Here is a 26259-nt window from a genome sequence, read left to right on the forward strand (position 1 = left end):
GAACGGCCTCACGCGCGAGAAGTCCGACGAAATCTTCGACTTGATGGAGAAGTTCGCGGGCTACGGCTTCAACAAGTCGCACGCGGCCGCGTACGCGCTGCTCGCGTATTACACCGCGTGGCTGAAGGCGCACCATCCGGCCGAATTCATGGCGGCCAACATGACGCTCGCGATGGACGACACCGACAAGGTGAAGATCCTGTTCGACGACTGCGTCGTGAACAACCTCGCCGTGCTGCCGCCGGACATCAACCAGTCGCATTACCGGTTCGAGCCGGTCGCGGAAGCCGACGGCACGCGCTCGCGCACGATCCGCTACGGGCTCGGCGCGGTGAAGGGCAGCGGTCAGAACGCGATCGAGGAAATCCTGCGTGCGCGCGAGGAAAAGGCGTTCACCGACCTGTTCGACTTCTGCGAGCGGATCGACCGGCGCGTCGTCAACCGCCGCACGGTCGAGGCGCTGATTCGCGCCGGCGCGTTCGATTCGCTGAACCCGAACCGTGCGCAATTGATCGCGTCGGTGCCGCTCGCGATGGAAGCGGCCGATCAGGCCGAAGCGAACGCGATGCAGGCCGGCCTGTTCGACATGGGCGCCGAGTCGCCGCATGCGCACGCGCTCGTCGACGAACCCGCGTGGGACGACAAGCGCCGCCTGCAGGAAGAAAAGGCCGCGCTCGGTTTCTACCTGTCCGGCCACCTGTTCGACGCGTATCGCACCGAAGTGCGCCGCTTCGTGCGGCAGAAGGTCGGCGACTTGAAGGAAGGGCGCGACAAGCTCGTCGCCGGCATCATCGCGTCGCTGCGCACGCAGATGACCCAGCGCGGCAAGATGCTGATCGCGCTGCTCGACGACGGCTCGGGCCAGTGCGAGATCACGATCTTCAACGAACAGTTCGAGGCGAACAAGGCGCTGTTCAAGGAAGACGAACTGCTGATCGTGCAGGGGCAGGCGCGCAACGACGCGTTTACCGGCGGCATTCGCTTTACCGCCGACACCGTGATGGATCTCGAACGTGCCCGCAGCCGCTATGCGCAGGCCGTGCGGCTGACGATGAACGGCAATGCCGATGCGCTGGCCCTGCGCCGCGTGCTCGAGCCGCACGTGTCGAAGGACGATCCGGCCGCGGCGAACGTGGTCGACGCGCCCGCGCCGCGCGGCGGCGGCCGCGATGGCGGTCGGCGCCCGCAGGCGCCGCTGCCGAACGGGCTCGCGGTCCAGATCCACTACAGCAACGCGCGGGCACAAGGCGAAATGCGCCTGGGCGATGCGTGGCGCGTGAAGCCGAGCGACGTGCTGCTGGCGGAGCTGCGCGCGGCGTTCGACGGCAGCGTCGTCGAAATCACGTACTGAGCGCGCGCTGCTTCGGCGGCGGTCGCGCAGAGGCGGCCCGTCGCATCGCCATCGTGCGGTGCGGCGGGCCGTTTTTACGTGCGGAGGGTGTCGGGGTCTTGGGCTGGCCATCCGGACGCTATACAATCCCGCGCTAACCGTCCGAACGCCGCGCCTGCCGCGGGTTCGCACGGCGAGCGGCGCCGACAGCACACGTAAACAGGGGCGGATCCGTGCGGCGTGCGATAGCGCGCGGCGGGGCAGGCCAGCGGACCAGGATGCCGTGGAACGGCCCGTCCCGACGATAAAAACTGATTGTCACCACACGACCATGGCCAAAGGGAACCCGACGACGCAGCGGATCCTCGTGATCCGGATTGATTTTCTGGGCGACATGCTGTGCACGACGGCGTTTCTCGGCGCGCTGAAAGCACGTTGGCCGGACGCGGAGCTGCATGTGGTCGCGAACCGCTACAACGCGGCCGCGCTGGCCGGAAACCCGGACGTGCACACGATCCACACCTACGTGTACAGCCGACAGTGCGAGCGCAACGACCGTCCCGGGCGGATGCGCGCATTCTTCGACCGGATGCGACTGGTGCGTCGTCTGCGCCGCTTGCGGTTCGATCTCGTGATCGTGCCGAACGGCGGCATGCATCGCAGCAGCATGCAATTCGCGCGCCAGCTTCGCGCGAAGGACTGCCGCTGGCACGATGCCGAGACCGAATTCGACGACCGCAAGCCCGAGCATGTCGCGCAGCGGCCGATGTGCCATGAAGCGTTGTCGGGCTTCCGGCTCGTGCCCGAACTCGGTCGTGCCGATCTCGATCGGCTCGCGCTGTCGGTGCATCCCGATCGCACGCTGCAGGAAACGTGGCATCGGCTGCTCGGCGCGCGCACGAAGCCGCGCGTCGGGCTGTTCGTGTCGAACAAGGCGGTCGAGCGCCGCTGGCCCGCCGACCGTTGGCGCGACCTCGGCGAGCGCCTCGCACCGGTCGCCGACGTGATCGTGTTTCGCGATCCGGCCATCGGCCACGCTGCCGAAGGCGACGTGTGGCGCGACGTGAATGCACGGCATGTCGCGCCTGCGTCGGTCGCCGAGCTGGTGGCGGCCGCGAGCCTGCTCGATGCGATCGTCTCGGCCGACAGCGCGCCCGTGCATATTGCGTCGGCGCTCGGCGTACCGGTGGCCGCCCTGTTCGAGGACCGTCCCGAGAAATACCTGCGCTGGCATCCGCTCGGCGTGCCGCACGTGATCCTGCGCGCGGGCCCGACCGTCGACGCGATCGGTGTCGATGCGGTCGAGCGCGCGGTGCGCCACCTGCTGCCGCCGGCCGGCCATCGCGACGAAGCCGCGGCCGATGCCGCGCTCGCGCAGCCGGCCGCCGCCACGTCACCCGTGATCGCGCCGACCGCCTCGTAGCGTCGTTGCGCAACGCGCAACCGCCGTGCGCGTCATGCGGCCGCGTGCCGCGCGGCGCGCCGCTGGCGGGGCCGCGTCGCGGCGGCCTCGCGCGGCCGGTGCGCGACGCCGCGCCGGCTGCTGCAAAATCCTGTACATTGCCAGCCTTGTTCAGCCAGCTAGACGATCGCCGTGGCCCTGTTTTCTTCCGCCCGTCCGCCCAGAACCATCCTCGTTGCCGCGCCGCGCCGTATCGGCGACGTGTTGCTGACGACGCCACTCGTCCGGTCGCTGAAGGCCCGCTGGCCGGACGCGCAGATCGACATGCTGGTGTTTCGCGGGACCGAGGGCGTGCTCGAGCACAATCCGGACGTGCGGCGCGTGATCGTGGTCGCGCAGCGCGCGGGGTTCGGCGAGCGGCTGCGCGACGCGCTGTCGATGTGGCGCCGCTACGAGCTCGCCTGCGCGGCGCTGAGTTCCGACCGGCCGCGCTTTTACAGCTGGTTCGCCGGCCGCAAGCGGGTCGGCCTCGTCGACCCGAACCGCGTCACGTGGCTCACGCGGATGATGCTGAACGGGATCGCGATCAATCACCATGAATCCGCGCATACGGTCGTCAGTACGCTCGCGCTTGCGCCGGTGATCGGCATCGAGCCGGTGTCCGAGGTCGTCGCGCCCGGCATCGGCGACGATCCCGCGCGGCGCGCGCGTTTCGACGCGTGGCTCGCCGAGTCGCCCGCGATCCGCGCCGGCAAGCCGCTGGTCGTGCTGCATCCGTATCCGATGTTCCGTTACAAGCAATGGCGGCTCGACGGCTGGGTCGACATGATCGGCTGGCTGCGCGAGCAGGGCTTCGCGGTCGCGCTGTCGGGCGGCCCGGCCGATCGCGAGCGCGAGTATGCGGAGCAGGTGGCGACCGAGGCGGGCGGCGACGTGCTGAACCTGGTCGGCCGCCTGACGTTCGGCGAGAGCGCGGAGCTCGTGCGGCGCGCGCGGCTCTTCATCGGGCCCGACACCGGCGCGACGCACGTCGCGGCCGCGACGGGCACCGACACGATCGCGCTGTTCGGGCCGTCCGACCCCGTGCGCTGGGGGCCGTGGCCGCAGCACTGGCCCGCGACCGAGAATCCGTGGGCGCTGCGCGGCTCGGGCAGGCACGGGAACGTGTGGCTGCTGCAAGGGGAGGGCGACTGCGTGCCGTGCCGGCACGAAGGCTGCGAGCGTCATGTCGACAGCCGCAGCGACTGCCTCGTTCATCTCGGGGCGCAGCGCGTGAAGGCCGCGGCGGCCGAGATGCTCGGGCTGAATCCGCCGGGCCCGGCCGACGTCATCGTCGACACGTCGCGGCTGCACCGCGCCGGGTCCGACTGACGCGCGGCAAACGCGCGTTTTCCTCGTTCGCACGGGGCTTGTTTCGCGGCGAGCCCGCGCGGCTCGCCCGCATCGACGGCGGATGCCGCTGCCGCCGAATCCAGCCGGGCAGCGCAGCGGAACGTATGCCGGCGTACGCTACACGCTGCGCCGGATCGCCGACGTCTCGCGCGGCAGCGCTTCGCTGCGTTCGCCGCAACCGAGCAGGATGCCGGCCAGCAGCACGATCAGGTGCCCTTCGGCGAAATCCAGCAGCAGCGAATTCGCGAGACTGCCGATCGCGAAGATCGCGAGCCATGCGAGCAGCAAGTGTCGCGAGCGCGGATCGAGCGCACGGCTGCCGCGCGCGATCTGCACGATCAGATTGACGAACAGCAGCAGGCCGACCGTACCGAGTTGCACGGCCATCAGCAGGTATTCGTTGTGCGGGTTCGACGTGAGCTGGCCTTCGGCGGCCGTCTTGCCGGCCGTGAGCTTCTCGAATTCGGATTCGAGGCCGCCCGCGCCGTAGCCGATCACGGGGCGCTGGCGATACAGCTCGAGCCCCTTCTTGTACCACTCGAGGCGCAGCCCGGTCGACGTGGCCGCATCGCTTTGCCGGTATTGCTGAACTTCCGTCACGACCTTCGTCAGCCGGCCGTTGTGAACCGTGCATGCCGCAACCACGAGCGCGACGCCCGCCAATACGAGCGTGCCGGCGGCAAGCCCTGCGCGCAGGGCGGACTGTCGGCGCAGCAACAGCACGAAACGCACCGCGACGACGAGGATCAGCAGCAGCGCGATGACCTGCCCCGTGCGTCCCTGCAGCATCACGAACACGTTGACGAGCGACCACGCGGCGATGCCCGCGTAAGACGCGCGCGACAACGCGGTGCGGGCCGCCAGCGCGAGATCGGCCGCCTGGTAGAACAGCAGCGCGCCGAACATGCCGGCCGCGATGTGGTTCTTGAACACCCACGCGCGCGACAGCGGCAGCTGGGTCGCATGCGCCGGCCCGATCGCGGTGAGCCCGAGATAATTGGTCGTCGACAGCAGCAGGATCACGCACAGCGTGCCGAACCAGCAGCGCCGCACGATCGGCGCCCAGTTCGAATGACGGAACGCGAGCGCGGCGAACGGCAGCAGCAGCAGCTTGTCGTACTTCGCGACCCAGTTCCACGCCTTGTTATGCGGCGCGACCGTATAGCTGACGCTCACGGCCAGCGCGACCAGGATCAGCAGCGCCGCGAGCGAAGCCGGGTCGGCGACGAACGAGCGCAGGTCGCGCCAGAATTCGGGGGAAATCACGAGCGCGGCGGCGAACAGCCCGCAGAACACGTTGGTCAGCGCGGTCGAAACCGGCACCATGCAGAGCGCGGCGACGGCGAATGCGCGGGCGGCGGTCAAGCGCCGCGTGGCGGGAGCGGAAAACGAAAGCATCGGAACCTGTCGTATGGACGAATGCGGCTTGTGGGCATCTGCACCGTGCCGCGTGTCCCGGCGGGGAGACCCGGGACGAACGGCGCAGTATACGCGAAGCCGGGCGGGTTTCCGTGCGGTTTTCGGGGCCCGATCAGCTGAATGCGCGCTTGATCCGCGAGCGCAACAGCGCGCGCTTGAGGCGGCCTTCCACCGCCGGTGTATCGAGCGCGATCTGCGTGCCGACCGGCTCGCCGCGATGCAGGTAGTAGCGGTCGAACGTCGCCTGCGTCATGCCCCATTTGTTCAGGAACTGGCGGCGGCCGTCGTTCTTGACGATCTTGCCGGTGCTCTTCTGCTGGAAGTGGTACACGAGGCTGTCGCCGACGCCGACGAAGATCCGGCAGCCGGCGTCCCAGAATTTCATCGAGAAGTCGTTGTCGCTGCTCATGCCCGGCGACAACTCGCTGCTGTAGCCGCCGATGCGGTTCCACCAGTCGCGGTGCACGAGCGTCGGCGGCCAGGTCGAGCCGAGCCAGTCCGCGCGCGCGAGCTTCGGGGCCGCGGCGACGAGGCCCGCCGCGTCGAACTGCTCGGCGTCGCGGCCGAAATTGCTGACGACCACGCACGGGTTGCGCGTGTCGACCGGCTCGACCATCGTGCCCGACAGCATGAACAGGTCGGTCGGCATCCGTTGGATACGGCGCACGAGTGCCGTGTCCCAGCCCGGGCAGCAGAACATGTCGTCGTTCATGTAGACGACGTAGTCGCGCGTGGCGCGCGCGGCGGCGAGGTTGACCGCATGGCAGATGCCGATGTTGGCCGGCGACGCGGTGTGTTCGATCCCTTCGTCGCGCACCCAGTCGAGCGTGCCGTCCGAGCCGTCGTTCACGTGCACGATGATCTGGTGGTCGTACGCGGAATGCCGGCGCAGGCTGTCGACGACGAGCTTCAGGTACGGCAGGTTGTTCCAGGTCGGAATGATGATGGAGAACATGGCGGTCGGGTTCGGTGGTCGTCGTGACGGGCGGCGCGCGGCGCAGCCGCCCGGGCGGGCACGCGCGGTGCGCGCAACCCGGCATTGTAACGCCGGGCCGGCCGCGCACCGGGCGGGCGCCTAGCGGGCCGGCTCGTGACCGAGCTTCAGGAAGCGGTAGTACACGGTTTCCGCGTTGAACACCGCGATCATGAAGCCCGCGCGGCCGTCGAGGAACCCGCGCCGCAGCACGTAGGTGCGCACGAACGCCCACGCGCCGCGGCCGAGCGCCTTGCCGAAGCCGCCGCGCTGGCCGGCCGCGCGGCGCTGGCGCGCGCCGGCCGTCGAATACGCGTCGAGCTTGCGCACGACCGTTTCGAAATCCTCGTACGAGTAGTGCATCAGCTTGCCGGTCAGTCGCTGCGCGGCGGTATCGAACACGAGGCGCTCGTGCACGAGGTCGTCCGAGAACCGCGCGGCGCCGCGCCGGAACAGCCGCGGCACCCAGTCCGGATACCAGCCACTGTGGTGGATCCACTGGCCGCAGAAGCTCGACAGCCGGTCGAGCGCGTAGACCTGCGCGGCCGGCGCGCGGATCGCGTCGCGGATCGACTGCGCGAGTTCCGGCGTGACGATTTCGTCGGTATCGAGCGACAGGATCCAGTCGGTGCCGAGCGCGTCGAGCGCGCGATTCTTCTGCGGGCCGAAGCCCGGCCAGTCGCGCTCGACGATCACGCGCGCGCCGTGCGCCTGCGCGATCGCGACGGTATCGTCGGTGCTGCCGCCATCGATGACGACGACGTCGTCGGCGAACGACAGCGCATCGAGACACTGCGCGAGCCGCGCCGATGCGTTGAGGGCGATGAGGGCGACGCCGAGGGAGGGTTCAGCCATGAAATCGTCGGAAAGGCGGAGAAAACGGTGAGCGGCAGTATACCTTCGGCCCGGCCGCGGCCCGCATCGGCGACGGGCGTGCCCGCGGGGCGGTGCAGCTATAATGTTGAGCCCTTTCCGGCACCCGCCCGGCAGGGCGCACCCCCGGGCGGCCACGCGCCGGGCGCCGCATCGCGGCTCAAGAAGGATTGCCTTGGAAACCCAGAACACTCTTCGCAAACCGATGGACGGCACCGGCACCTCGCCGGTCACGGTCCTCAAGCGCCTGTGGCCGTACATCCGGCCGCTCATCGGCATCGTGGTGCTCGCCGTGATGACGATGGGCGTCGTCGCGGCCACCGAAGCCGGCATTCCGGCGCTGCTCAAGCCGCTGCTCGACCACGGCTTCGGCTCGCACGGCAGCGACAGCGCGAAATGGTACGTGCCGATCGCGGTGATCGGCCTCGCGCTGGTGCGCGGTGTATCGCAGTACACGTCGAATTACCTGCTCAACTACGTATCGAACCGCATCCTGCTGCAGTTGCGGCTCGAGATGTTCCAGCGGATGCTCCACACGGGCGCGTCGTTCTTCCAGCGCGAAACCGCGAGCACGGTGATCAACGCGATCGTGTTCGAGGTCAACCAGATCCTGTCGGTGCTGACCGGCGTGATGGTCACGCTCGTGCGCGACTCGCTGACGGTGATCTTCCTGCTCGGCTACCTGTTCTACCTGAACTGGCGGCTCACGCTGATCGTCGCGGTGATCCTGCCGGGCATCGGCTGGCTCGTCAGCAAGATCAACCGCCGGCTGCGCCGCCTGAACCGCGAGCACCAGACGCTGACCAACGAGCTGTCGTACATCGTCGAGGAGACGGTCGGCGGCTACAAGGTCGTCAAGGTGCACAACGGCGAAGCGTACGAGATGGACCGCTTCACGACGATGAGCAAGCGCCTGCGCGGCTATGCGATGCGCATGACGATCTCGGGCGGCCTCGCGCAGCCGCTCACGCAGTTCCTCGCGTCGATCGCGCTCGCGGTCGTGATCACGATCGCGGTCGTGCAGTCGTCGAACGACCAGACGACGGTCGGCGGCTTCGTCGCGTTCGTCACGTCGATGCTGCTGGTGATCTCGCCGCTCAAGCACCTGATCGACGTCAACCAGCCGCTGCAGCGCGGGATGACGGCCGCCGAGCTGATCTTCGGGCTGATCGACGAGCCGGCCGAGCCGCAGGGCGGCGGGCGGCCGCTGTCGCATGCACGCGGCGAGATCGAGTTCCGCGCGGTGTCGTTCGATTACGGCGCGGCCGAACGGCCGACGCTCGACCGCATCTCGTTCAAGGTCGCGCCGGGTGAGATGATCGCGCTGGCCGGCCCGTCCGGGAGCGGCAAGACGACGCTCGTGAACCTGCTGCCGCGCTTCTTCGATCCGACGGGCGGCACGATCCGGGTCGACGGCGTGCCGGTTGCCGACTACGACCTCCACGCGCTGCGCAGCCAGATGGCGATGGTCAGCCAGGACGTCGTGCTGTTCAACGACACGATCGCCGCGAACGTCGCCTACGGGCAGACGCCCGATCGCGCGCGCGTGCAGGCCGCGCTCGAGGCAGCGAACCTCGCCGACGCGGTCGCCGCGATGCCCGACGGGCTCGATACGCTGGTCGGCGGCAACGGGATGCGGTTGTCCGGCGGCCAGCGCCAGCGGCTCGCGATTGCGCGCGCGATCTACAAGGACGCGCCGATCCTGATTCTCGACGAAGCGACGTCGGCGCTCGATTCGGAGTCGGAGCGCCACGTGCAGGCCGCGCTCGAGCGGCTGATGGAGGGCCGCACGACACTGGTGATCGCGCACCGGCTGTCGACGATCGAGCGCGCGGACCGCATCCTCGTGCTCGAGTCCGGCAAGATCGTCGAAGAGGGTAGCCACGACGAACTGCTGCGTCACGGCGGCCTCTACGCGCACCTGCACCGGATCCAGTACCAGCAGCAGGCGGCGTGACGCACGATCAGGCGGCCGCGATGCCGTGTGCTAGTCTTCATCGGGCAGTCCCGGTCGTTTCTTGTTCGACGTGACACCACGGAGGGAAGGACAATGAAGAGGATGCACGGCATGATGCTGGCCGCACTGATCGCGGCCGGCTGCGCCGCCACCGCGGCGATGGCGCAGGATCACGGCAATCGCGATGACCGCGGCGGCCCCGGCATGCATCGCGGCCATGGCCCGAAACACGTGCCGCCCGGCCACGCGATGCATCGCGAAGACGACGTGCCGCCGCGCTGGGCCGACGGGCCGCGCCGCGACTGGCACAAGGGCGACCGGCTGCCGGCCGAGTTCCGCGATCGCCAGTACGTGGTCGACGACTGGCGCGGCTACCACCTGAGTGCGCCGCCGCGCGGCTATCACTGGGTCGGCGTCGGCGGCGACTACCTGCTCGTGCAGATCGGCTCGGGCATCGTGCTGCGGGTGGGTCCGTAACCAAGTCCGCAACCCGGTCCGTACCCGTTACTCAGCATTCAGATCGTTCATCCGGCTGCCGGGCGCGTTGCCCGGCGCCGCGTCACTTCGCCGCCGCGCGGCGGAACCAGCGTCGCTCGATTCTCGACATCACCCAGCACACGCCCAGCGCGCACACCGTGCCGAGCGTCACTTCGCCGAGCCGGATCAGCGGAACGTCCCACAGCGGGCCGTTGCCCGGGAACAGCAGCACGATCGTCGCGGTCACGCCGCCGAGCCGTGCCGCGCTGCCGATGTTCAGGCACCAGCAGCAGACGATCACGACCGCGACCGTGATCGCATACGCGACGAGGCGATCGCCGCCCAACGCCGCACCGGCGAAGCCCAGGACGCCGCCGACCATCGCGCCGATGAACTGGTCGCGCGACAGCGACATCGTGTCCGAATAGTTGTGCTGCGTGACGGCGATCGCGGTGATCGCCGCCCACACCGCCTGCTCGCTGTGCATCGCGCGGCCGATCGCATACGCGAGGCACGCGCCGCAGACGGCCTGCACCGCCATCAGCCCGCCTTGCGCGAGCCGCTCGCTGAATGACAGCCCCTTGAACAGATCGAAGATCGACTGCTGGATCTGCTGGCGGGCTTCGTTGAGTGTCCTGATCGTATCCATCGTGCATCGGCGAAGAAACGGGTAGCGGCGGCGCGCCGCCGTCAATGCGCCTGTTCGGGCGAGGCGGCCGCCGGTTCATCGGTCGTCGCATCGCCGTTGTCGACGCGCGTCTCGGGCATCACGAGCCAGACCAGCAGCACCGCGAGCGCGCCTGCCGCGGCGAGCCCGAAGAAACTGACCGCGTTGCCGAAGTGATCGGCGACGTAGCCGGCCACGGCCGTGCTGAGCGTCGCGCCGATCCCGGCCGCGAGCCCGAACAGCCCGATACACAGGTTGTAGCGACCCTTGCCGCCCGCGACGTCGGCCGCGATCAGCGGCAGCATCACCCCGAACACGGCCGCGCTGATGCCGTCGAGCATCTGCACGGGCACGAGCAGGTACGGGCTGCTGACGCCGGCGAACAGCAGCGCGCGCACCGGCAGCGCGGAGAAGCCGAGCAGCAGGATCGGCCGGCGTCCCCAGCGCTGCGCGGAGCGGCCGACCCACGGCGACAGCATCGCGACGATCGCCTGCGGCACGATGATGCACGCGGCGATCACGAGTTGCACGTTCTCGCCCATTCCGGCCGTGACTTCGCCGGCCGCGAGGTTCAGCATCGCGGCGTTCGACAGGTGGAACAGCACGACGCAGGCCGCGAAGATCAGCATCCGGCGGTCGCGCAGCAGTTCGAGCAGCGTTTCGCGCTCGCCGGCTTCGTCGACGTCGTCGGGCTTCGACGACTGCGGAATCACCTGGTGCGTCGGCTGGATCATCGCGAGCGCGAACAGCGCGGGCAGCGCCAGCACGGCGGTCAGCCAGAACACCGCGCGCGCGGAGAAGTATTCGCCGGTGAGCCCCATCAGGCCCGCCGCGACCGCGCTGCCGATCGACGCCCAGCGCGCGTTGCGGCCGAGCCGGTCGCCGAGGTCGGCGCGGCCGACGAGCGAGAACGAGATCGCGGCCATCGCCGGCACCAGCATGCAGCTGGCAAAGCCGTGGAACACCTCGGCGGCGATCACCGGCACGATCGTCGGGCTCGACGCGAGCAGCACCGCGGACAGGATGATGGCCGCGATCGCCCACGCGGCCGCGCCTTTCTTGTTCTTCAGCGCATCGACGGCCGCGCCGCCCGGCACCTGGCTGACCATCGCGCTGATCGTGCCGATCGACAGCACCATGCCGATCTCGCCCTGCGTCCACTTGTGCGACGCGAGGTAGGACGCGATGAACGGACCGAACCCGGTTTGAACGTTTGCAACGAAAAAGTTGAGCCAGTCGAGGGCCCGGAGACTGCGAACGCTGACGGAATGCTGGATCGTCATCGGGTGGCACTCGCAGACGAAGCCGGCACCGCCGCCGCCGGGGCAACGGGCGGAAAGACCGCGACGATCGGCTTGTCGGCCGCGTACGGCGGCGCTGCCTTGATCTGTGCGTCGTTCAGGTCGAGCTGCGGGTGCAGCGCCTTGTCGCGCGTGACGAAGCGCAGCGCGCCCCAGCTCGCGGCGATCGAACGGCGGTCGGTATTGACGAGGCCGCCGAGGTCGAGCACGACGGCCTGCGGCTGCGCGCCGCGGTCGATCAGCACGTCGACGATGCGGCCGATCTTCGTGCCGTTCGGGCGCTCGACTTCGCTGTCGAGCATCGGCAGCCGCGTCGCCGGCGACGCCGCGGCCGAGCCCGACAGCGGCACGGCCTTGGGCCGTGCGGCCGGCGGCAGGTCGCCCGACGGCACGTCGAGCACGATCGGCTCCTGTTTGCCGCCCGGCGTGAAGCGGAACACGTTCCACGGGAAGATGACCTTGCGGTCGCCAATGCCCATGAAACCCTGCAGGTTGACGATCATCTCGCGCGGCTTGCCGCCCGCGTCGACCACCATGTCGACCGCGCGGCCGACCACCTTGCCGTTGCGGCGCGCGACTTCGCTGTCGAGCAGCGCATGGATCTGGGTGCGGTCGAGCGCGCGCGTCGCGACGAGCGGCGGGGGCGGAGGCGGCGGTGGGGTCGGCGATTCGGGGCGCTGCACGGGCTTCGGCCGCGTCACCTCGCGGTGCGGCTTCTTCGGCGCTTCCGGTTCCTCCGGTTGCGTCGGCGGGGGCACCGGCGGCATCGTCAGCGGCTCGCCGGCGGTTTCCTCGACAGGCTCGACGAGCGCCTCGCTGATCGGCGCGGGCGGGTTCTGGACCGGCAGCAGCCCGCAGCCGGACAGCAGCGCGGCGACGGCGACGATCAGGAAAACCGTCGAGGACGGCAACGACTTGCAGGATGCGGGAAACGGGAGTCCGCCGCTCATTGACACTCACTCCATGGGTCGGGGCGGCCCGAGGGCACGCGGCTGGCGATGGATGGCGGGTGCGGGCGGCGCACCACGCGAGGGTGAGAGTTTAACGTGTCTTGCTTTCAGGACCGATTTCGATGGCGGGTTGCAGGGCGATCGTCGGGAAAAGGAAGGGATCGGAGGCCGGTCGGCGGGCGGGCTGCGGCGCCTGATCGACGACGATGCGGGCGCCGGCGCCGCTACCGTCGGTGCGTTGGCTCAACGCGCCGAGCTGCCGCACGCGGACAGCAACGACAGCGCCGCAACGCCGGCGGCCATCATGATCATGCTGCAGAAACGACGTCGATCTGGCCCGCCGTGGTGGCGGGCAGGCGCCGCCTGAAGCAGCGTGAACCCAGGAAATCAGGCGTCCGGATACCACGCGTCGGCGAATTCGCTGACCTGGACGTCCTTCAGTTCCGGACGGGCGGCCAGCCACCCGCGCACGAGCTCGCGATCGGCGTCGGTCGTCGTGCCGCGCGGCGCGCCGGAGATCACGTACGCGCCGATGCCTTCGTCCGCGGACGCGACGGTCAGCAGCCCGTTCGCTTCGACGAAATCGATGAACGCATCGATCAACTGGCCGCGCTCGAGGTCGGTCATGTCGTTGCGGTAATGCGCGGTGGCGTTGAACGAGAGTTCCTGGAATTCGCCGATGTGGAGTTTCTTGCGCTGGCGGCGGTTGTGGCCTTGGCTCATGGTGTGTGGTGAATGAATGAGAGGTGAGAAAGGATAGCGCGGCGGATGGCGCGGGCGCCCTGTCGACATGCTGCATGGGTGAGGCTGGCGGCGAAAGCGGGCGTATCGCGGGACCGTTCTCGAAACTGTTCTTAAACAATTGCGCGATTCGCCTGTCGCCGTGCGGCCTGGTCAAGCGGCCTATTGCACGCCTGACCGAATGATACAGGGACGGCGAGCGTGTTCGGCTTTGCTAAGGTCTGCGGTCATTCGAACCGCCACGAGGGCCGTATGTCGGACAATCGCTATTCGTATGAGGGGCGCGAGAATCTCACGCCGGGGGATCTGTTTTTCTGGGTTGCGGTGAAACAGGTTTGCAAACGGTTTGGCTTTCACGACCTTGGAGCTGCGGCTGCCGTGCTATTGGGGCAGAACGATGTACCGGTTCCCGGCAAGCCGCGCGGCGCAGTGGCCGGCACCTCCGTTGCGTCGCTTGCGGCGCGCAAAGCGCTGCCGTTCAACGTCGGGATTCGGATGCCGACCATCACGAAAGCCGGTGCTGGTGGTATGCGGATCGCGACGACTCGTAACCTCGGTGCATTCGTCGGCGTGCAGTGCCTGTTGTCGGCACTATTCATGCTCGCCACGGATGCGGCGGTCGTCATGTGGAATACGGTGCGGGTCTACAACAGCATTGCAAAACCGGAAGACAGGGTACTCTGATATGACTGACACGGCATGGGATCGGCTCGAGGCATTTGCTCGGGAGGAGTTAGGGCGTCCGCTTTTTGGCGGTCCGCTGAAGCTGTCACGTTCAAGCCGGATGGAAGAGGACCTTCGCATCACGGGAATTGACGCGATCGAATTTATCGACAAGTGGGGCGAGACCTTCGGGATCGATGTAGAGCACTTCCCGTATCAGCGATACATCGGCCCGGAAACGCTCGATATGGTCAGAACGTTCCTTGGGCTGTTTTCGTCGAAATATCGTGACCCGGAACTTGTGCCCCTGACACTCGGCATGCTGGAAGAAGCGATGCGTCTCGGCCGGTGGGATACCGAAGCGATCGAGTGTTTCGCACGGGAAGAGGGCCGTGCGGAATAGCCGTTCACCACATTGAATGCAGGTTGCGCGAAATACCTCCCATGCCGGGCCGAAATCGCGCAACCGCCAAAGAACGCACCGTCACATCAGCACGATGTCGTACTGCTCCTGGCTCAGGTTCGACTCGACCTGCAGCGACACCGGTTTGCCGATGAAGTCGATCAGCATCGCCAGATGCTGCGATTCTTCGTCGAGGAACAGGTCGATCACCTGCTGCGCGGCGATCACGCGAAACTCGCGCGGATTGAACTGCCGCGATTCGCGCAGGATCTCGCGCAGGATGTCGTAGCACACGGTGCGCGACGTCTTCACCTGGCCCTTGCCCTGGCAGGTCGGGCACGGTTCGCACAGCACGTGCGCGAGCGATTCGCGCGTGCGCTTGCGCGTCATCTCGACGAGCCCGAGCTGCGAGAAGCTGTTGACCGTCACGCGCGTGCGGTCGCGCGACAGCGCCTTCTTCAGCTCGGACAGCACCGCGTCGCGATGCTCGGCATTCTCCATGTCGATGAAGTCGATGATGATGATCCCGCCGAGGTTGCGCAGCCGCAGTTGCCGCGCGATCGTATGCGCGGCCTCGAGGTTTGTCTTGAAGATCGTGTCGTCGAAGTTGCGCGCGCCGACATAGCCGCCCGTGTTCACGTCGATCGTCGTCATCGCCTCGGTCTGGTCGATCATCAGGTAACCACCCGACTTCAGGTCGACGCGGCGCGACAGCGCGCGCTGGATCTCCGTCTCGATGTTGTACAGGTCGAACAGCGGCCGCTCGCCGGTGTAGTGATGCAGCTTCGGGCTCACGGCCGGCGTGAACTCGCCCGCGAATTCCGACAGGCGCTGGTAGGTTTCGCGCGAATCGACCTGGATGCGCGTCGTGTCGTCGTTCGCGAAATCGCGCAGCACGCGCTGCGCGAGATCGAGATCCTGGTACAGCAGGCTCGTCGCCGGCAGCCGCTGCGCCTGCGCGACGATCGTCGCCCAGGTCTTGCGCAGGTACGCGACGTCGCCGGCCAGTTCGTCGGAGGTCGCATCCTCGGCGATCGTGCGCACGATGTAGCCGCCTTTCTCGTCCGGCGGAATCACGGCGGTCAGGCGCGCACGCACGGCCTCGCGCTCGGCCTCGCTCTCGATCTTCTGCGAGATGCCGATATGCGGCTCCTGCGGCAGGTAGACGAGCGTGCGGCCCGCGATGCTGACCTGCGTCGACAGCCGCGCGCCTTTCGTGCCGATCGGATCCTTGATCACCTGCACCATCAGCGTCTGGCCTTCGAACACGATCTTCTCGATCGGCTGGTGCGGCACGGCCGACTGCGGCTCGCCCGCGAGCCGCGGATGCCAGATGTCGGCGACGTGCAGGAACGCCGCGCGCTCGAGGCCGATGTCGATGAACGCCGACTGCATGCCGGGCAGCACGCGCACGACCTTGCCGAGATAGATGTTGCCGACCCGCCCGCGCGACAGCGTCCGCTCGACGTGAAGCTCCTGCACCGCACCTTGCTGGACGAGTGCGACGCGCGTTTCCTGCGGCGTGAGGTTGATCAGGATTTCTTCGTTCATGGTGCGGTTCAGAAGGCGACGCGTGCGGTACGCAGCAGCGCGGCAGTCTCAAAAAGGGGCAGACCCATGATACCTGAATGGGATCCGTCGATTCGCTCGATGAATTCGGCCGCGCGGCCCTGGATCGCGTACGCGCCGGCCTTGCCGAACGGCTCGCCGGTGTCGACGTAGCGCGCGAACGCGTCGCGCGGTGCGTTTGAAAAGCGTACCGACGAGCGCGACAGCGCGGGCGGCAGCAGGTCGCCGTCGGCGCCGATCACGGCGACGGCGGTCAGGACTTCGTGTTCGCGGCCCGCGAGGCGGGTGAGCATCGCGAGCGCATCGCCGGCGTCGGCCGGTTTGCCGAGGATCGCGCCGTCGATGGTCACCGTGGTGTCCGCAACGAGCACCGGCGCGGCCGGCTTGCCGCTCGCGACGAGGCGCGCACGCGCGGCCTCGGCCTTCGCGACGGTCACGCGCCGCACGTACGCGTCGGCGGCTTCGCCGGGCAGTTCGGCCTCGAGCGCCTCGGCGTCCTCGTCGGGGCGCGGCAGCAGCAGCTCGAAGCGTACGCCGATCTGCAGCAGCAGCTCCTGGCGGCGCGGGCTTTGCGAAGCGAGGTAAAGAATCGGGAAAAGCGCGGGGGGCGTGCTGGACGGCATGGTGTCGTTATCTCGTTGAGCGCGCGCGGCGCGCGTCTCGAGGACGGCACGTCATGCGCGGTGGTAGGGGTGATTCTGCGTGATGCTCCACGCCCGGTAAAGCTGTTCGGCGAGCAGCACGCGCACCATGCCGTGCGGCAGCGTCATGCTCGAGATGCGCAGCAGCACGTCGGCGCGCGCTTTCAGCTCCGGATCGAGCCCGTCGGCGCCGCCGATCACGAACGCGACGTCGCGGCCGTCCTGCTGCCAGCCGGGCAGCGCCTGCGCGAGCTGCATCGTGGTCCAGTCGCGGCCGCGCTCGTCGAGCGCGACGAGGCGCGCGCCCTTCGGCAGCGCGGCCTCGATCTTCTGCCGCTCGGCCGCCATCACGCTTTCGGCGCTGCGGCCGCCCGAACGCAGTTCAGGCTTGATTTCGCGCAACTCGATGCGCAGTTCGGGCGGCATCCGCTTCGTGTATTCGTCGAAGCCGGATGCGATCCAGCCCGGCATCTTGTGGCCGACCGCGAGGATGAAAAGCTTCATCGGGACACGCGCGACGGCTTAACGGCGGCGGGCGGCCGTCTTGCGCGCCGGGCGTGCGGGCGCTTCTTCCTCTTCCTCGTCGTCTTCGCTCGCCGTCGCGAAGCCGTTGCCCTTGCCGCCGCCGAGCTTCATCCGCACGGGCTTGTCGCCCCAGATTTCCTCGAGGTTGTAGTACTGGCGCAGTGCCGGTTGCAGGATGTGCACGACCGCGTCGCCGCAGTCGACCAGCACCCATTCGCCGGTGTCCTCGCCTTCGGAGCTGACGACGTCGCCGCCGGCTTCCTTGACCTTGTCGCGCACGTTCGACGCGAGCGCCTTGGTCTGGCGGTTGGAGGTGCCCGAGGCGACGACCACGCGGTCGAACAATTCGGTCAGGTGGCTGGTGTTGAACACCTTGATGTCTTGCGCCTTGACGTCTTCGAGGGCGTCGACGATCACGCGCTGCAGTTTGCGAATATCCATGGATTCAGGAATGGTAGAGGCGATGTTGAAGAATATAGGCCCATACGGCGGCCGGCACATGTTCGGCCGACGCGTCGGGCATTCGCGCATGGCGTGCGATGCATTCGCGCAGGTGCGTGCGGATGTCGGTCGCGGCGATGTCGAACGAAAGGGTCGTATCGATCAGCAGGCGCCCCGCCGGCGTGGCCTTGAGCACGTCGGCGCCGGCCTGCCGCGCGGCGATTTCCCGCGCGACGTCCGGCGGCGCCGCGCCGAGCTCGAAGCCCGGGCGCGTCGACACGCCGATGTGCGCGTAGTCGAACAGCGTGCGCCAGTCGCGCCACGTATCGAGGCGCACGAGCTGGTCGGCGCCGATCAGCAGCGACAGCGACGCATCCGGGCCGATCCGCTCGCGCCAGCGCGCGAGCGTCTCGACCGTGTAGGTCGGGCCGGTGTGCTCGATCTCGTCGGTGGCGACGGTCACGGTCACGCCCGGCAGCACGAGCGAATCCGCGGCCGCGCGCGTCATCGCGAGCCGGTGCTCGGCGGCCGACACGTCGCGCTTCTGGTACGGCTGCCCGGCGGGCAGCAACACGAGTTCGGTCAGCTCGAGCAGCGCGGCGAACCGGCGCGCGAGCGCGAGATGGCCGTCGTGGATCGGGTCGAAGGTGCCGCCCAGCAAGCCGATACGACGCGGCAGCGGGGCGGGGCGGGTGGTGGTGTCCAGAAACGCGTCCTTTCGTTGGGGGCAGCGGGGCGCGCGGGCTCAGACCCAGTCGCGCGGCACGAGGAAGTCGCTATACAGGCGCGCTTCCGGCGAGCCCGGCTCGGGTTGCCAGTTGTAGCGCCAGTTCGCGACCGGCGGCATCGACATCAGGATCGACTCGGTCCGGCCGCCGCTTTGCAGACCGAACAGCGTGCCGCGATCGAACACGAGGTTGAATTCGACGTAGCGGCCGCGGCGGTAGGCCTGGAAGTCGCGCTCGCGCTCGCCGTACGGCAGCTCGGCGCGGCGCTCGACGATCGGCAGGTAAGCGTGCAGGAACGCATCGCCGACGCTTTGCATCATGTCAAACGAGCGTTCGAAACCGGGCTCCGAGAAATCGTCGAAGAAGATCCCGCCGATGCCGCGCGTTTCGTTGCGGTGCTTCAGGAAGAAATAGTCGTCGCACCATTGCTTGAAGCGCGGGTAGAGCTCGACGCCGAACGGGTCGAGCGCATCCTTGCAGGTCTGGTGGAAATGCCGTGCGTCGTCCTCGAAACCGTAAACCGGTGTCAGATCCATGCCGCCGCCGAACCAGAACACGGGGGCTTCACCCGGTTTCGTCGCGATCAGCATCCGCACGTTCATGTGCACGGTCGGGCAGTACGGATTGCGCGGGTGCAGCACGAGCGACACGCCCAGCGCCTCGAAGCCGCGGCCCGCGAGTTGCGGGCGCGCCGCGCTCGCCGACGGCGGCAGCGCGTCGCCCGCGACGTCGGAAAAGCCGATTCCAGCGCGTTCGAACACGCGGCCGCCTTCGAGAATCCGCGTGCAGCCGCCGCCGCGCAGGCGTTCGGCCGGCCCGCGCTGCCACGTGTCGGTCGCGAGCGGCGTGCCGTCGAGCGCGCCGAGCGCGTCGGCGATGCGTGTCTGCAGGCCCTGGAGATACGTGCGCACGCGCGTCACGTCGTAGGTCGAATCGGTCATGTCTGGACTGGCTGCCCCCACCCTGAGCGGGGGCCGTAAAAAAAGCGTCTGCCGGGCATTCTATCGAACCCCGGCAGAGGGGCCGCCGCCGCAAGGGCGCGGGGCGGCGAGGGCGACGTCACGCGCTCTTGCGGTTGAGCGCGCGAAAGCCGATGTCGCGGCGGTACTGCATGCCTTCGAAATTGATCTGGTTGATCGTGTCGTACGCATGCTGCTGCGCTTCGCGCACCGAATCGGCGAGGCCGACCACGCACAGGACGCGGCCGCCTGAGGTGACCAGCTTGTCGCCTTCGGCGAGCGTCGTGCCGGCATGGAACGTCACGGCCTGTTCGGTTTCGGCCGGGATTCCGTTGATGCGATCGCCCTTGCGCGGCGCGTCCGGGTAACCGTGCGCGGCCAGCACGACGCCGAGCGCGGTGCGGCGATCCCAGTCGAGCTCGACGGTGTCGAGCGTGCCCGCGATCGCCTGCTCGACGACCTTCGAGAAATCGCTCTTCAGGCGCGCCATGATCGGCTGCGTTTCCGGGTCGCCCATCCGGCAGTTGAACTCGAGCGTGCGCGGATTGCCTTCCTTGTCGATCATCAGGCCCGCGTACAGGAAGCCCGTGAAACGGATGCCGTCCTTCTCCATCCCGCGCACGGTCGGCATGATGATCTCGCGCATCACGCGTGCGTGCATCTGCGGCGTGACGATCGGCGCGGGCGAATACGCGCCCATGCCGCCGGTGTTCGGGCCGCGATCCTCGTCGAGCAGGCGCTTGTGATCCTGGCTGGAAGCCAGCGCCAGCGCATGCTTGCCGTCGACCATCACGATGAAGCTCGCTTCCTCGCCATCGAGGAATTCCTCGATCACGACGCGCGCGCCGGCATCGCCGAGCTTGTTGCCCGACAGCATCATGTCGACGGCCGCATGGGCCTCTTCGAGCGTCATCGCGACGACGACGCCCTTGCCGGCCGCGAGGCCGTCGGCCTTCACGACGATCGGCGCACCCTTCGCGTCGATGTACGCGTGGGCGGCGGCCGCATCGGAGAAGGTCTCGTAGTCGGCCGTCGGAATGTTGTGGCGCTTCATGAACGCCTTCGCGAAATCCTTCGAGCTTTCGAGCTGCGCGGCTTCGCGGGTCGGGCCGAACACCTTCAGGCCGCGCGCGCGGAACAGATTGACGATGCCGGCCGCGAGCGGTGCTTCCGGCCCGACGAGCGTGAACGCGACGCCTTCGCGTTCCGCGAAATCGGCGAGTTCGTCGAGCGCCGTGATGTCGACGTTCTTCAGACGCTCGTCCTGCGCCGTGCCGCCATTGCCGGGCGCGACGTAGACCATCTGGACGCGCGGCGATTGCGCGAGCTTCCACGCCAGCGCATGTTCGCGGCCGCCGGAACCGACGACGAGTAGTTTCATGGGATTCCCCGCAGACTAGAAAACAGGGCGGCCGGCACGCTCAGGCGCGCCGGCCGCGAAATCGGTCGGGCCGCCGTCGCAATATTGCGCACGGCGGCCGGCATCTCATTCCTCGACGATGACGGCGTTCGTATACACGTCCTGCACGTCGTCGAGGTTCTCGAGCGCGTCCAGGAGCTTCTGCATCTTCGCCGCGTCGTCGCCGGTGAATTCGACTTCGTTCTGCGGCTTCATCGTCACTTCGGCGAGTTCGGCCTTGAAGCCGGCGGCTTCGAGCGCGTCCTTCACCGCCGAGAACGCCTGCCAGTCGCACAGCACTTCGATCGAGCCGTCGTCGTTCGTGTTCACGTCGTTCGCGCCGGCTTCGAGCGCGGCTTCCATCAGCGCGTCTTCCGACGTGCCGGGCGCGAACAGGAACTGGCCGACGTGATCGAACATGAACGCGACCGAGCCGTCGGTGCCCATGTTGCCGCCGAACTTCGAGAACGCGTGGCGCACTTCCGCGACCGTGCGGGTGCGGTTGTCGGTCAGCGTGTCGACGATGATCGCCGCGCCGCTGATGCCGTAGCCTTCGTAACGGATTTCTTCATAGTTCGCGCCGTCCGCGCCGCCGACGCCGCGGTCGATCGCGCGCTTGACGTTGTCCTTCGGCATGTTCGCGTCGGCCGCCTTGTCGACCGCGAGACGCAGGCGCGGGTTCGAGTTGACGTCGCCGCCGCCGAGGCGCGCCGCCACCTGGATTTCCTTGATCAGGCGGGTCCAGACCTTGCCGCGCTTCGCGTCGGCCGCAGCCTTCTTATGCTTGATGTTGGCCCATTTCGAATGACCAGCCATACCTTTCTCCGTGCCCGGGCGCGCAGCGCGGGCGATTGTTTCAGTGTGTCGTTGAATCGGCGGCCGTGTCGGCGGGCATGAAGCCGCGGGGCCGCGCGTGTCGAGTGGAGCGTGATTTTATCACGCGGCGACCGCCGGTTCGGGGCCGCCGCGCATGGCCGGACGGCCAGGGCGACCGTCGCGGCGCGCCGGGGCCGCGCGGCACGGCGGCGCCGGCCGCCCGGTGCGGTCAGTTCTTGGTGCCGAACAGGCGGTCGCCCGCGTCGCCCAGGCCGGGCACGATGTACGCATGCTCGTTCAGGTGCGAGTCGAGCGACGCGACGAACAGCTTCACGTCCGGGTGCGCGTCCTGGAACACCTGCACGCCCTCGGGCGCGGCGACCAGCGCGACGAACATGATGTTCGCGGCGGGCACGTTGCGGCGCTTGAGCACGTCGACCGCATGCACGGCCGAATAGCCGGTCGCGACCATCGGGTCGCACAGGATGAAGATGCGGTCTTCCAGGTCCGGCAGGCGCACCAGGTATTCGACCGGGCGGTGGTCGTCGGCGCGGTACACGCCGATGTGGCCGACGCGCGCGGACGGCACGAGGTCGAGCAGGCCGTCCGACATCCCGATGCCCGCGCGCAGCACGGGCACGATCGCGAGCTTCTTGCCGGCGATCACCGGCGCGTCGACCGCCACCAGCGGGGTTTCGACCCGCTTGGTCGTGATCGGCAGGTTGCGGGTGATCTCGTAGCCCATCAGCAGCGTGATCTCGCGCAGCAGTTCGCGGAACGTGCGCGTGGACGTGTCCTTGTCGCGCATGTGCGTGAGCTTGTGCTGGATCAGCGGGTGATCGGTGATGAAGAGGTTCGGGAAACGGCTGTCCTGTTTCATGACGGGGTGCCTTGGCGGCAAAAGGGGATCGGGGGCGGCGGCGGGCACGGGCCGGCCGTCGCTCATGGCCGCAATTTTACCAAGGCGCGCCGTGTGATCCGGATATTATCGACGTCTCACGACAATCCGCGTGCCGCGCACGCCCGTTCGCCCGCCCGCCGGCGGCAGCGCGGGGCCGCGCGGTACGCGCGCCACCAGGGAAACGACGATGGATCTCGGCATCGAAGGAAAGACCGCGCTCGTGTGCGCGGCGAGCAAGGGCCTCGGGCGCGGCTGCGCGGAAGCGCTGGCCGCCGAGGGCGTGAACCTCGTGATCGTCGCGCGCACGCGCGACACGCTGGAGGAAACCGCGGAAGAGATTCGCGCCGGCGCGAACGTGTCGGTCACGGCGGTCGCGTGCGACATCACGACGCCGGACGGCCGCGCGGCCGCGCTCGCCGCGTGCCCGCAGCCGGACATTCTCGTGACGAATGCCGGCGGCCCGCCGCCCGGCGACTTCCGCGACTTTTCCCACGACGACTGGATTCGCGCGCTCGAGGCGAACATGCTGACGCCGATCGAGCTGATCCGCGCGACCATCGACGGGATGATCGGCCGCGGCTTCGGCCGGATCGTCAACATCACGAGTTCGGCCGTGAAGGCGCCGATCGACGTACTGGCGCTGTCGAACGGCGCGCGTTCGGGGCTGACCGGCTTCGTCGCGGGGCTGTCGCGCAAGGTCGCGGGGCAGGGCGTGACGATCAACAACCTGCTGCCGGGGCTGTTCGACACCGACCGGATCGCGACGACGCTCGCCGCGTCGGCGAAGGCGCAGGGCGTGACGGTCGACGAGATGCGCGCGCGGCGCACCCGGGACATCCCGGCCGGGCGACTCGGCACGCGCGCCGAATTCGGCGCGGCCTGCGCGTTCCTGTGCAGCGTGCACGCCGGCTACATCACCGGGCAGAACTGGCTGCTCGACGGCGGCGCGTATCCGGGGACGTTCTGACCCGCGCTTTTCGATTCACGATGACAACAACCGAACGACGAAGGAACTGGAGATGAGCAAACCCCGCATCGCACTGATTGCGCACGACGCGAAGAAGGACGAGATCGTCGCGCTCGCGGGCCAGTATCGCGAGACGCTCGCGCAATGCCGGCTGGTCGCGACCGGCACGACGGGCGGGCGCATCGCCGCCGCGCACGGGCTCGAGGTCGAGCGCAAGCTGTCGGGGCCGCTCGGCGGCGACCTGCAGATCGGCGCGGAACTGGCCGACGGGCGTGTCGACATCGTCGTGTTCCTGCGCGACCCGATGACCGCGCAGCCGCACGACCCCGACATCACCGCGCTGGTGCGCGCGTGCGACGTGCACGACGTGCCGGTCGCGACCAACGTCGCGACCGCGCGGATGCTGCTCGACGATCTGGCGCGGAACATGCAGGACGTTTGCTAGGCAGCTGTTGAAGAGCGCCGCGCTTTAGCGGTCGGGGGCTTGGTTCAAGAAGTTGTCGTATGCGATCGGCCGCGGAGTGTCGGACGGATCGTGCCGAATGCTTCGCTGTCGAGCGCGCTTGCGCGTTCGGCGAAGCCGTCGGCTGGCTGACTGCGGCGTCGATCAACGCACGTGCCTCCGCGCGCGAGGGCCTCGATTACGGTGAATGGCTCGTTCCGCTGAACGATAGAAGGGATTCGATTCCTTGTAGGAGTTCGGGCAAGAAGGACTGATCCAGCCCGCAATGCCCCGTGACGGATGCTCCATCGGGAAGGGTTGGCTGAAAGCGCCAGTCTCCCACGATTGCCCCTCGGTCGAGCATTCGTAATGTCAGTTCAAACTCCGGCTCGACGCTGGTTAAATCCGCACGTTGCCCGGATTGAAGCTGCGTTTGCATGGATTGAATCTGTTGCCGAAATTGTCGCAACTCGTCGGGCATCACACTCCATTGGCCGTCCGCCTGAATGCCCGGTACCGTCAATTGGATTCGTACATCGATCCATTCAAGATACGGGCCTCCCGGTTCCTCGCGTCGCGCGGCAACGGGCTCCATTTGAAGTCGAAAGTCATCTGTGTCAATGATCAGCATGTGTCAATAGTACATAAAGTGGAGGATTGTCCAGTCGTTCTCTCGAACGACAACTTCCAGTGTTTTACGCTCTCGAATGAAGATTGTTCCCCTCTTCACAAAGCGGGACATCTCGATTTCATATCGAAATACACCCGCCACCTTCTGGGGGTCGGGCATTCGCCTTCCATACTTGATCGCCAAATGGAGGATGTGAACAGGTACAAATCGACCTGGGTTTGCCATGTGCTTGGCCGTTGTCTCGGTAAACTGCAATCGCCTCACCGGTATGCCTTGCAGTCTACTGCGCAGAAGCGGAAGTATTCCGCTCGTCATCTTTGATGTGGCAGAGACCGCGGCGCGCCCGGTCGCCAATCGGGAAACGGTGTTGAAGCCGGTGCGTACGAGCTTTAATGCCGCAGAACCTATGAGAACCAAATCATATGGGCCAACGAGGGGTGTTTCTAAAGGAGCTTCCTCGATCCCGACTTATTGACCAGATACGTCAAAAACATGCCAAACGCTTTTCGCGCCTTCGTGGATGAAGCCCACACACGCGCCAGACTGATCGTCGATAATGGGCCGTGCGCCACGTGGGAGCGATGGGACAGCCACAGCAAAAGCTGTATCGGTAATACCTGGCGGGGTGACTGAGAGAGACTTTCCTGCGTCCGTGCCGGAATAAGCGAGCGTATTCATAGGGTGGTGAAGCAACATCGATCGTGAATGAAAGTGCGGACAGTGATGCAAATTGCCTCTTCAGCGCCAAACGCCATCTTCGAGACGTTACGATCAGTTCGCCAGCCTACCTGCCAGCTTAAGCGAGAGGCTATGTCCGGCGTTCAGGGGGGCTGTTAACCGCACGGATGGTTTTGTCCCAAGACATGGGTGACCATGCCTGCCGCGCTTGCCTTCAGTGCGTCCCTTGGCAGTTTGCGGAGCGCGGCGAGCACTTCCGAATCGATTTCCCCCGCTTTGACGCGTCCGTTGTCGCACCATGCCTCACCCTCGGTCGTATCGGCGACCCCGGCCAGATACCCGGCCATCGCGTGGCGTTCGGCGTCGGCGTATGGACTGTTGTCCGATCGACTCATGCCGTTGAGCAGCCGGTGCCGTCGACACGAGGAACCGCGGCCGCGGTTGCGCTGCCAATACTCGCTGACAACGACGCGACAACAAGCAAGTTCCGGACAAGAAAGCGTTTCATGGCGTGGGTTGGGTGAATTGGGCAGAGGGCAAAATAGCACGCTCGTCATCTCATAAATGTGCGTGGCACGAACTCGAATTGCCGGCCGACCCGTGTCAATGTCGCCGGTTCCGGGAGCGCAGTACGACAACGCGGCACGGGAGACGCGTCTCGCATGGGCGCAAGGCCAAATTCGCAGTGCGGCCGGCCGCAGGCCGCAGTCAATCCGAACCCAGCGGAAATTCGTATGACTCAAAGGTCTTGATATGAACGTGACCAAGTATGAACACAGCGCATGCCATCCATCTCCCGCGAAAACCCTACCGAGGTGAAGGGATTGCGACGACGCGCTGCGTGACTGCGCACGACGCGCGAGAATCCTCCGCTACGACCCGTGTTCACACGCATCGCCGCAGCAGCAATGTCGATGCATTCGCCGAACCGGATATCCAGATTCCAGACAGAAGAGGAGCAAAACGATGCCGAAAGCAATCCGATACGACCAGCCGGGCGGCCCGGACGTGATG

The 26259-nt window shown here is 67.5% G+C and carries 29 protein-coding genes; 10 read left to right on the plus strand and 19 right to left on the minus strand.

What is annotated here, in order from left to right; all coding sequences use genetic code 11:
• From AC3IFE_RS27665 to AC3IFE_RS27675, 3 genes are all read left to right on the plus strand, one after another.
• Window positions 1-1351: helix-hairpin-helix domain-containing protein (locus AC3IFE_RS27665; protein WP_489193266.1), on the plus strand; the 1351-nt coding region annotated here is incomplete at its 5' end.
• A 310-nt stretch (window positions 1352-1661) separates the two neighbouring features.
• Window positions 1662-2753, plus strand: coding sequence for a glycosyltransferase family 9 protein (locus AC3IFE_RS27670; RefSeq protein ID WP_489193268.1), 1092 nt, complete (start codon window positions 1662-1664; stop codon window positions 2751-2753).
• A gap of 171 nt (window positions 2754-2924) precedes the next feature.
• The gene (locus tag AC3IFE_RS27675) at window positions 2925-4103 is read left to right on the plus strand and encodes a glycosyltransferase family 9 protein (protein WP_489193270.1); all 1179 of its coding nucleotides are present in this window, start codon (window positions 2925-2927) and stop codon (window positions 4101-4103) included.
• 138 nt (window positions 4104-4241) lie between these two features.
• On the opposite strand, the gene AC3IFE_RS27680 is transcribed toward AC3IFE_RS27675, so the two are convergent.
• The 3 genes from AC3IFE_RS27680 to AC3IFE_RS27690 all read right to left on the minus strand — a co-directional run bounded on the left by AC3IFE_RS27680 (window position 4242) and on the right by AC3IFE_RS27690 (window position 7371).
• Complete coding sequence (locus AC3IFE_RS27680) at window positions 4242-5522, minus strand: O-antigen ligase family protein (protein WP_489193272.1); 1281 nt, start codon at window positions 5520-5522, stop codon at window positions 4242-4244.
• Window positions 5523-5655: 133 nt separating this feature from the next.
• Window positions 5656-6498 (minus strand): glycosyltransferase family 2 protein, encoded by an 843-nt coding sequence (locus tag AC3IFE_RS27685; RefSeq protein ID WP_489193274.1) that lies wholly within the window; start codon window positions 6496-6498, stop codon window positions 5656-5658.
• Between the two features lie 120 nt (window positions 6499-6618).
• Window positions 6619-7371 carry a glycosyltransferase family 2 protein gene (locus tag AC3IFE_RS27690; RefSeq protein ID WP_489193276.1) on the minus strand — a complete coding sequence of 251 codons (753 nt, stop codon included), beginning with the start codon at window positions 7369-7371 and terminating at the stop codon, window positions 6619-6621.
• A gap of 223 nt (window positions 7372-7594) precedes the next feature.
• Here AC3IFE_RS27690 and msbA point away from each other — a divergent pair, with 223 nt between their 5' ends.
• Both msbA and AC3IFE_RS27700 read left to right on the plus strand, forming a co-directional pair.
• Entirely contained in the window at window positions 7595-9346 is a 1752-nt protein-coding gene (gene msbA / locus AC3IFE_RS27695; RefSeq protein WP_489193299.1) for a lipid A export permease/ATP-binding protein MsbA, read from the plus strand.
• A 93-nt stretch (window positions 9347-9439) separates the two neighbouring features.
• Window positions 9440-9823 carry an RcnB family protein gene (locus AC3IFE_RS27700; RefSeq protein WP_489193278.1) on the plus strand — a complete coding sequence of 128 codons (384 nt, stop codon included), beginning with the start codon at window positions 9440-9442 and terminating at the stop codon, window positions 9821-9823.
• A gap of 82 nt (window positions 9824-9905) precedes the next feature.
• On the opposite strand, the gene AC3IFE_RS27705 is transcribed toward AC3IFE_RS27700, so the two are convergent.
• The 3 genes from AC3IFE_RS27705 to AC3IFE_RS27715 are packed head-to-tail and all read right to left on the minus strand — an operon-like array spanning window position 9906 to window position 12741.
• Window positions 9906-10472 (minus strand): FUSC family protein, encoded by a 567-nt coding sequence (locus AC3IFE_RS27705; protein ID WP_089468060.1) that lies wholly within the window; start codon window positions 10470-10472, stop codon window positions 9906-9908.
• A 41-nt stretch (window positions 10473-10513) separates the two neighbouring features.
• Window positions 10514-11773, minus strand: coding sequence for an MFS transporter (locus tag AC3IFE_RS27710; protein ID WP_489193280.1), 1260 nt, complete (start codon window positions 11771-11773; stop codon window positions 10514-10516).
• Window positions 11770-12741 (minus strand): PRC-barrel domain-containing protein, encoded by a 972-nt coding sequence (locus AC3IFE_RS27715; protein WP_089468058.1) that lies wholly within the window; start codon window positions 12739-12741, stop codon window positions 11770-11772. Before AC3IFE_RS27715 ends, AC3IFE_RS27710 begins: the two co-directional genes overlap by 4 nt.
• 130 nt (window positions 12742-12871) lie before the next feature.
• Between AC3IFE_RS27715 and AC3IFE_RS27720 the strand changes: the two genes are divergently transcribed.
• Entirely contained in the window at window positions 12872-13108 is a 237-nt protein-coding gene (locus tag AC3IFE_RS27720) for a hypothetical protein (RefSeq protein WP_489193283.1), read from the plus strand.
• Between the two features lie 20 nt (window positions 13109-13128).
• Here AC3IFE_RS27720 and AC3IFE_RS27725 read toward each other — a convergent pair whose 3' ends face one another.
• The gene (locus AC3IFE_RS27725; RefSeq protein WP_069618124.1) at window positions 13129-13464 is read right to left on the minus strand and encodes a YggL 50S ribosome-binding family protein; all 336 of its coding nucleotides are present in this window, start codon (window positions 13462-13464) and stop codon (window positions 13129-13131) included.
• Window positions 13465-13734: 270 nt separating this feature from the next.
• Here AC3IFE_RS27725 and AC3IFE_RS27730 point away from each other — a divergent pair, with 270 nt between their 5' ends.
• Window positions 13735-14166 carry an STM2901 family protein gene (locus tag AC3IFE_RS27730; RefSeq protein WP_489193285.1) on the plus strand — a complete coding sequence of 144 codons (432 nt, stop codon included), beginning with the start codon at window positions 13735-13737 and terminating at the stop codon, window positions 14164-14166.
• A 1-nt stretch (window position 14167) separates the two neighbouring features.
• Window positions 14168-14548, plus strand: a complete 381-nt coding sequence (locus AC3IFE_RS27735; protein ID WP_301739739.1) for a DUF1493 family protein — start codon at window positions 14168-14170, stop codon at window positions 14546-14548.
• An 81-nt stretch (window positions 14549-14629) separates the two neighbouring features.
• Here the strand turns inward: AC3IFE_RS27735 and rng are convergent, their stop codons facing one another.
• The 9 genes from rng to upp form a co-directional block, all read right to left on the minus strand.
• Window positions 14630-16099 (minus strand): ribonuclease G, encoded by a 1470-nt coding sequence (rng, locus tag AC3IFE_RS27740; RefSeq protein ID WP_089468056.1) that lies wholly within the window; start codon window positions 16097-16099, stop codon window positions 14630-14632.
• Window positions 16100-16107: 8 nt separating this feature from the next.
• Entirely contained in the window at window positions 16108-16740 is a 633-nt protein-coding gene (locus AC3IFE_RS27745; protein WP_089468055.1) for a Maf family protein, read from the minus strand.
• Between the two features lie 51 nt (window positions 16741-16791).
• Window positions 16792-17262 carry a 23S rRNA (pseudouridine(1915)-N(3))-methyltransferase RlmH gene (rlmH, locus tag AC3IFE_RS27750; RefSeq protein WP_006484265.1) on the minus strand — a complete coding sequence of 157 codons (471 nt, stop codon included), beginning with the start codon at window positions 17260-17262 and terminating at the stop codon, window positions 16792-16794.
• Window positions 17263-17280: 18 nt separating this feature from the next.
• Entirely contained in the window at window positions 17281-17724 is a 444-nt protein-coding gene (gene rsfS, locus AC3IFE_RS27755; protein ID WP_006484266.1) for a ribosome silencing factor, read from the minus strand.
• A gap of 4 nt (window positions 17725-17728) precedes the next feature.
• Window positions 17729-18430 carry a nicotinate-nucleotide adenylyltransferase gene (locus AC3IFE_RS27760; protein ID WP_489193300.1) on the minus strand — a complete coding sequence of 234 codons (702 nt, stop codon included), beginning with the start codon at window positions 18428-18430 and terminating at the stop codon, window positions 17729-17731.
• Between the two features lie 39 nt (window positions 18431-18469).
• Entirely contained in the window at window positions 18470-19393 is a 924-nt protein-coding gene (gene hemF / locus AC3IFE_RS27765) for an oxygen-dependent coproporphyrinogen oxidase (RefSeq protein WP_089468052.1), read from the minus strand.
• Between the two features lie 118 nt (window positions 19394-19511).
• Complete coding sequence (purD, locus tag AC3IFE_RS27770; RefSeq protein WP_089468051.1) at window positions 19512-20792, minus strand: phosphoribosylamine--glycine ligase; 1281 nt, start codon at window positions 20790-20792, stop codon at window positions 19512-19514.
• Window positions 20793-20897: 105 nt separating this feature from the next.
• Window positions 20898-21626: a YebC/PmpR family DNA-binding transcriptional regulator gene (locus tag AC3IFE_RS27775; RefSeq protein ID WP_089468050.1), complete on the minus strand. Its 729-nt coding sequence runs from the start codon at window positions 21624-21626 to the stop codon at window positions 20898-20900.
• A gap of 229 nt (window positions 21627-21855) precedes the next feature.
• The gene (upp, locus tag AC3IFE_RS27780; protein ID WP_006481871.1) at window positions 21856-22506 is read right to left on the minus strand and encodes a uracil phosphoribosyltransferase; all 651 of its coding nucleotides are present in this window, start codon (window positions 22504-22506) and stop codon (window positions 21856-21858) included.
• A gap of 208 nt (window positions 22507-22714) precedes the next feature.
• Here upp and AC3IFE_RS27785 point away from each other — a divergent pair, with 208 nt between their 5' ends.
• Both AC3IFE_RS27785 and AC3IFE_RS27790 read left to right on the plus strand, forming a co-directional pair.
• The gene (locus AC3IFE_RS27785; protein WP_089468049.1) at window positions 22715-23494 is read left to right on the plus strand and encodes an SDR family oxidoreductase; all 780 of its coding nucleotides are present in this window, start codon (window positions 22715-22717) and stop codon (window positions 23492-23494) included.
• A 52-nt stretch (window positions 23495-23546) separates the two neighbouring features.
• Window positions 23547-23939, plus strand: a complete 393-nt coding sequence (locus AC3IFE_RS27790) for a methylglyoxal synthase (protein ID WP_006478230.1) — start codon at window positions 23547-23549, stop codon at window positions 23937-23939.
• A 196-nt stretch (window positions 23940-24135) separates the two neighbouring features.
• Here the strand turns inward: AC3IFE_RS27790 and AC3IFE_RS27795 are convergent, their stop codons facing one another.
• The 3 genes from AC3IFE_RS27795 to AC3IFE_RS27805 all read right to left on the minus strand — a co-directional run.
• A complete protein-coding gene (locus AC3IFE_RS27795) occupies window positions 24136-24567 on the minus strand; it encodes a WapI family immunity protein (RefSeq protein WP_489193291.1) in 432 nt (143 codons plus the stop codon).
• A gap of 833 nt (window positions 24568-25400) precedes the next feature.
• Window positions 25401-25640 (minus strand): Rap1a/Tai family immunity protein, encoded by a 240-nt coding sequence (locus AC3IFE_RS27800; protein WP_489193293.1) that lies wholly within the window; start codon window positions 25638-25640, stop codon window positions 25401-25403.
• A gap of 344 nt (window positions 25641-25984) precedes the next feature.
• A partial coding sequence (locus tag AC3IFE_RS27805; protein ID WP_489193295.1) for a hypothetical protein occupies window positions 25985-26259 on the minus strand: 275 nt, incomplete at its 5' end.

Source organism: Burkholderia sp. APQ4-4ca (genome assembly GCF_057837105.1).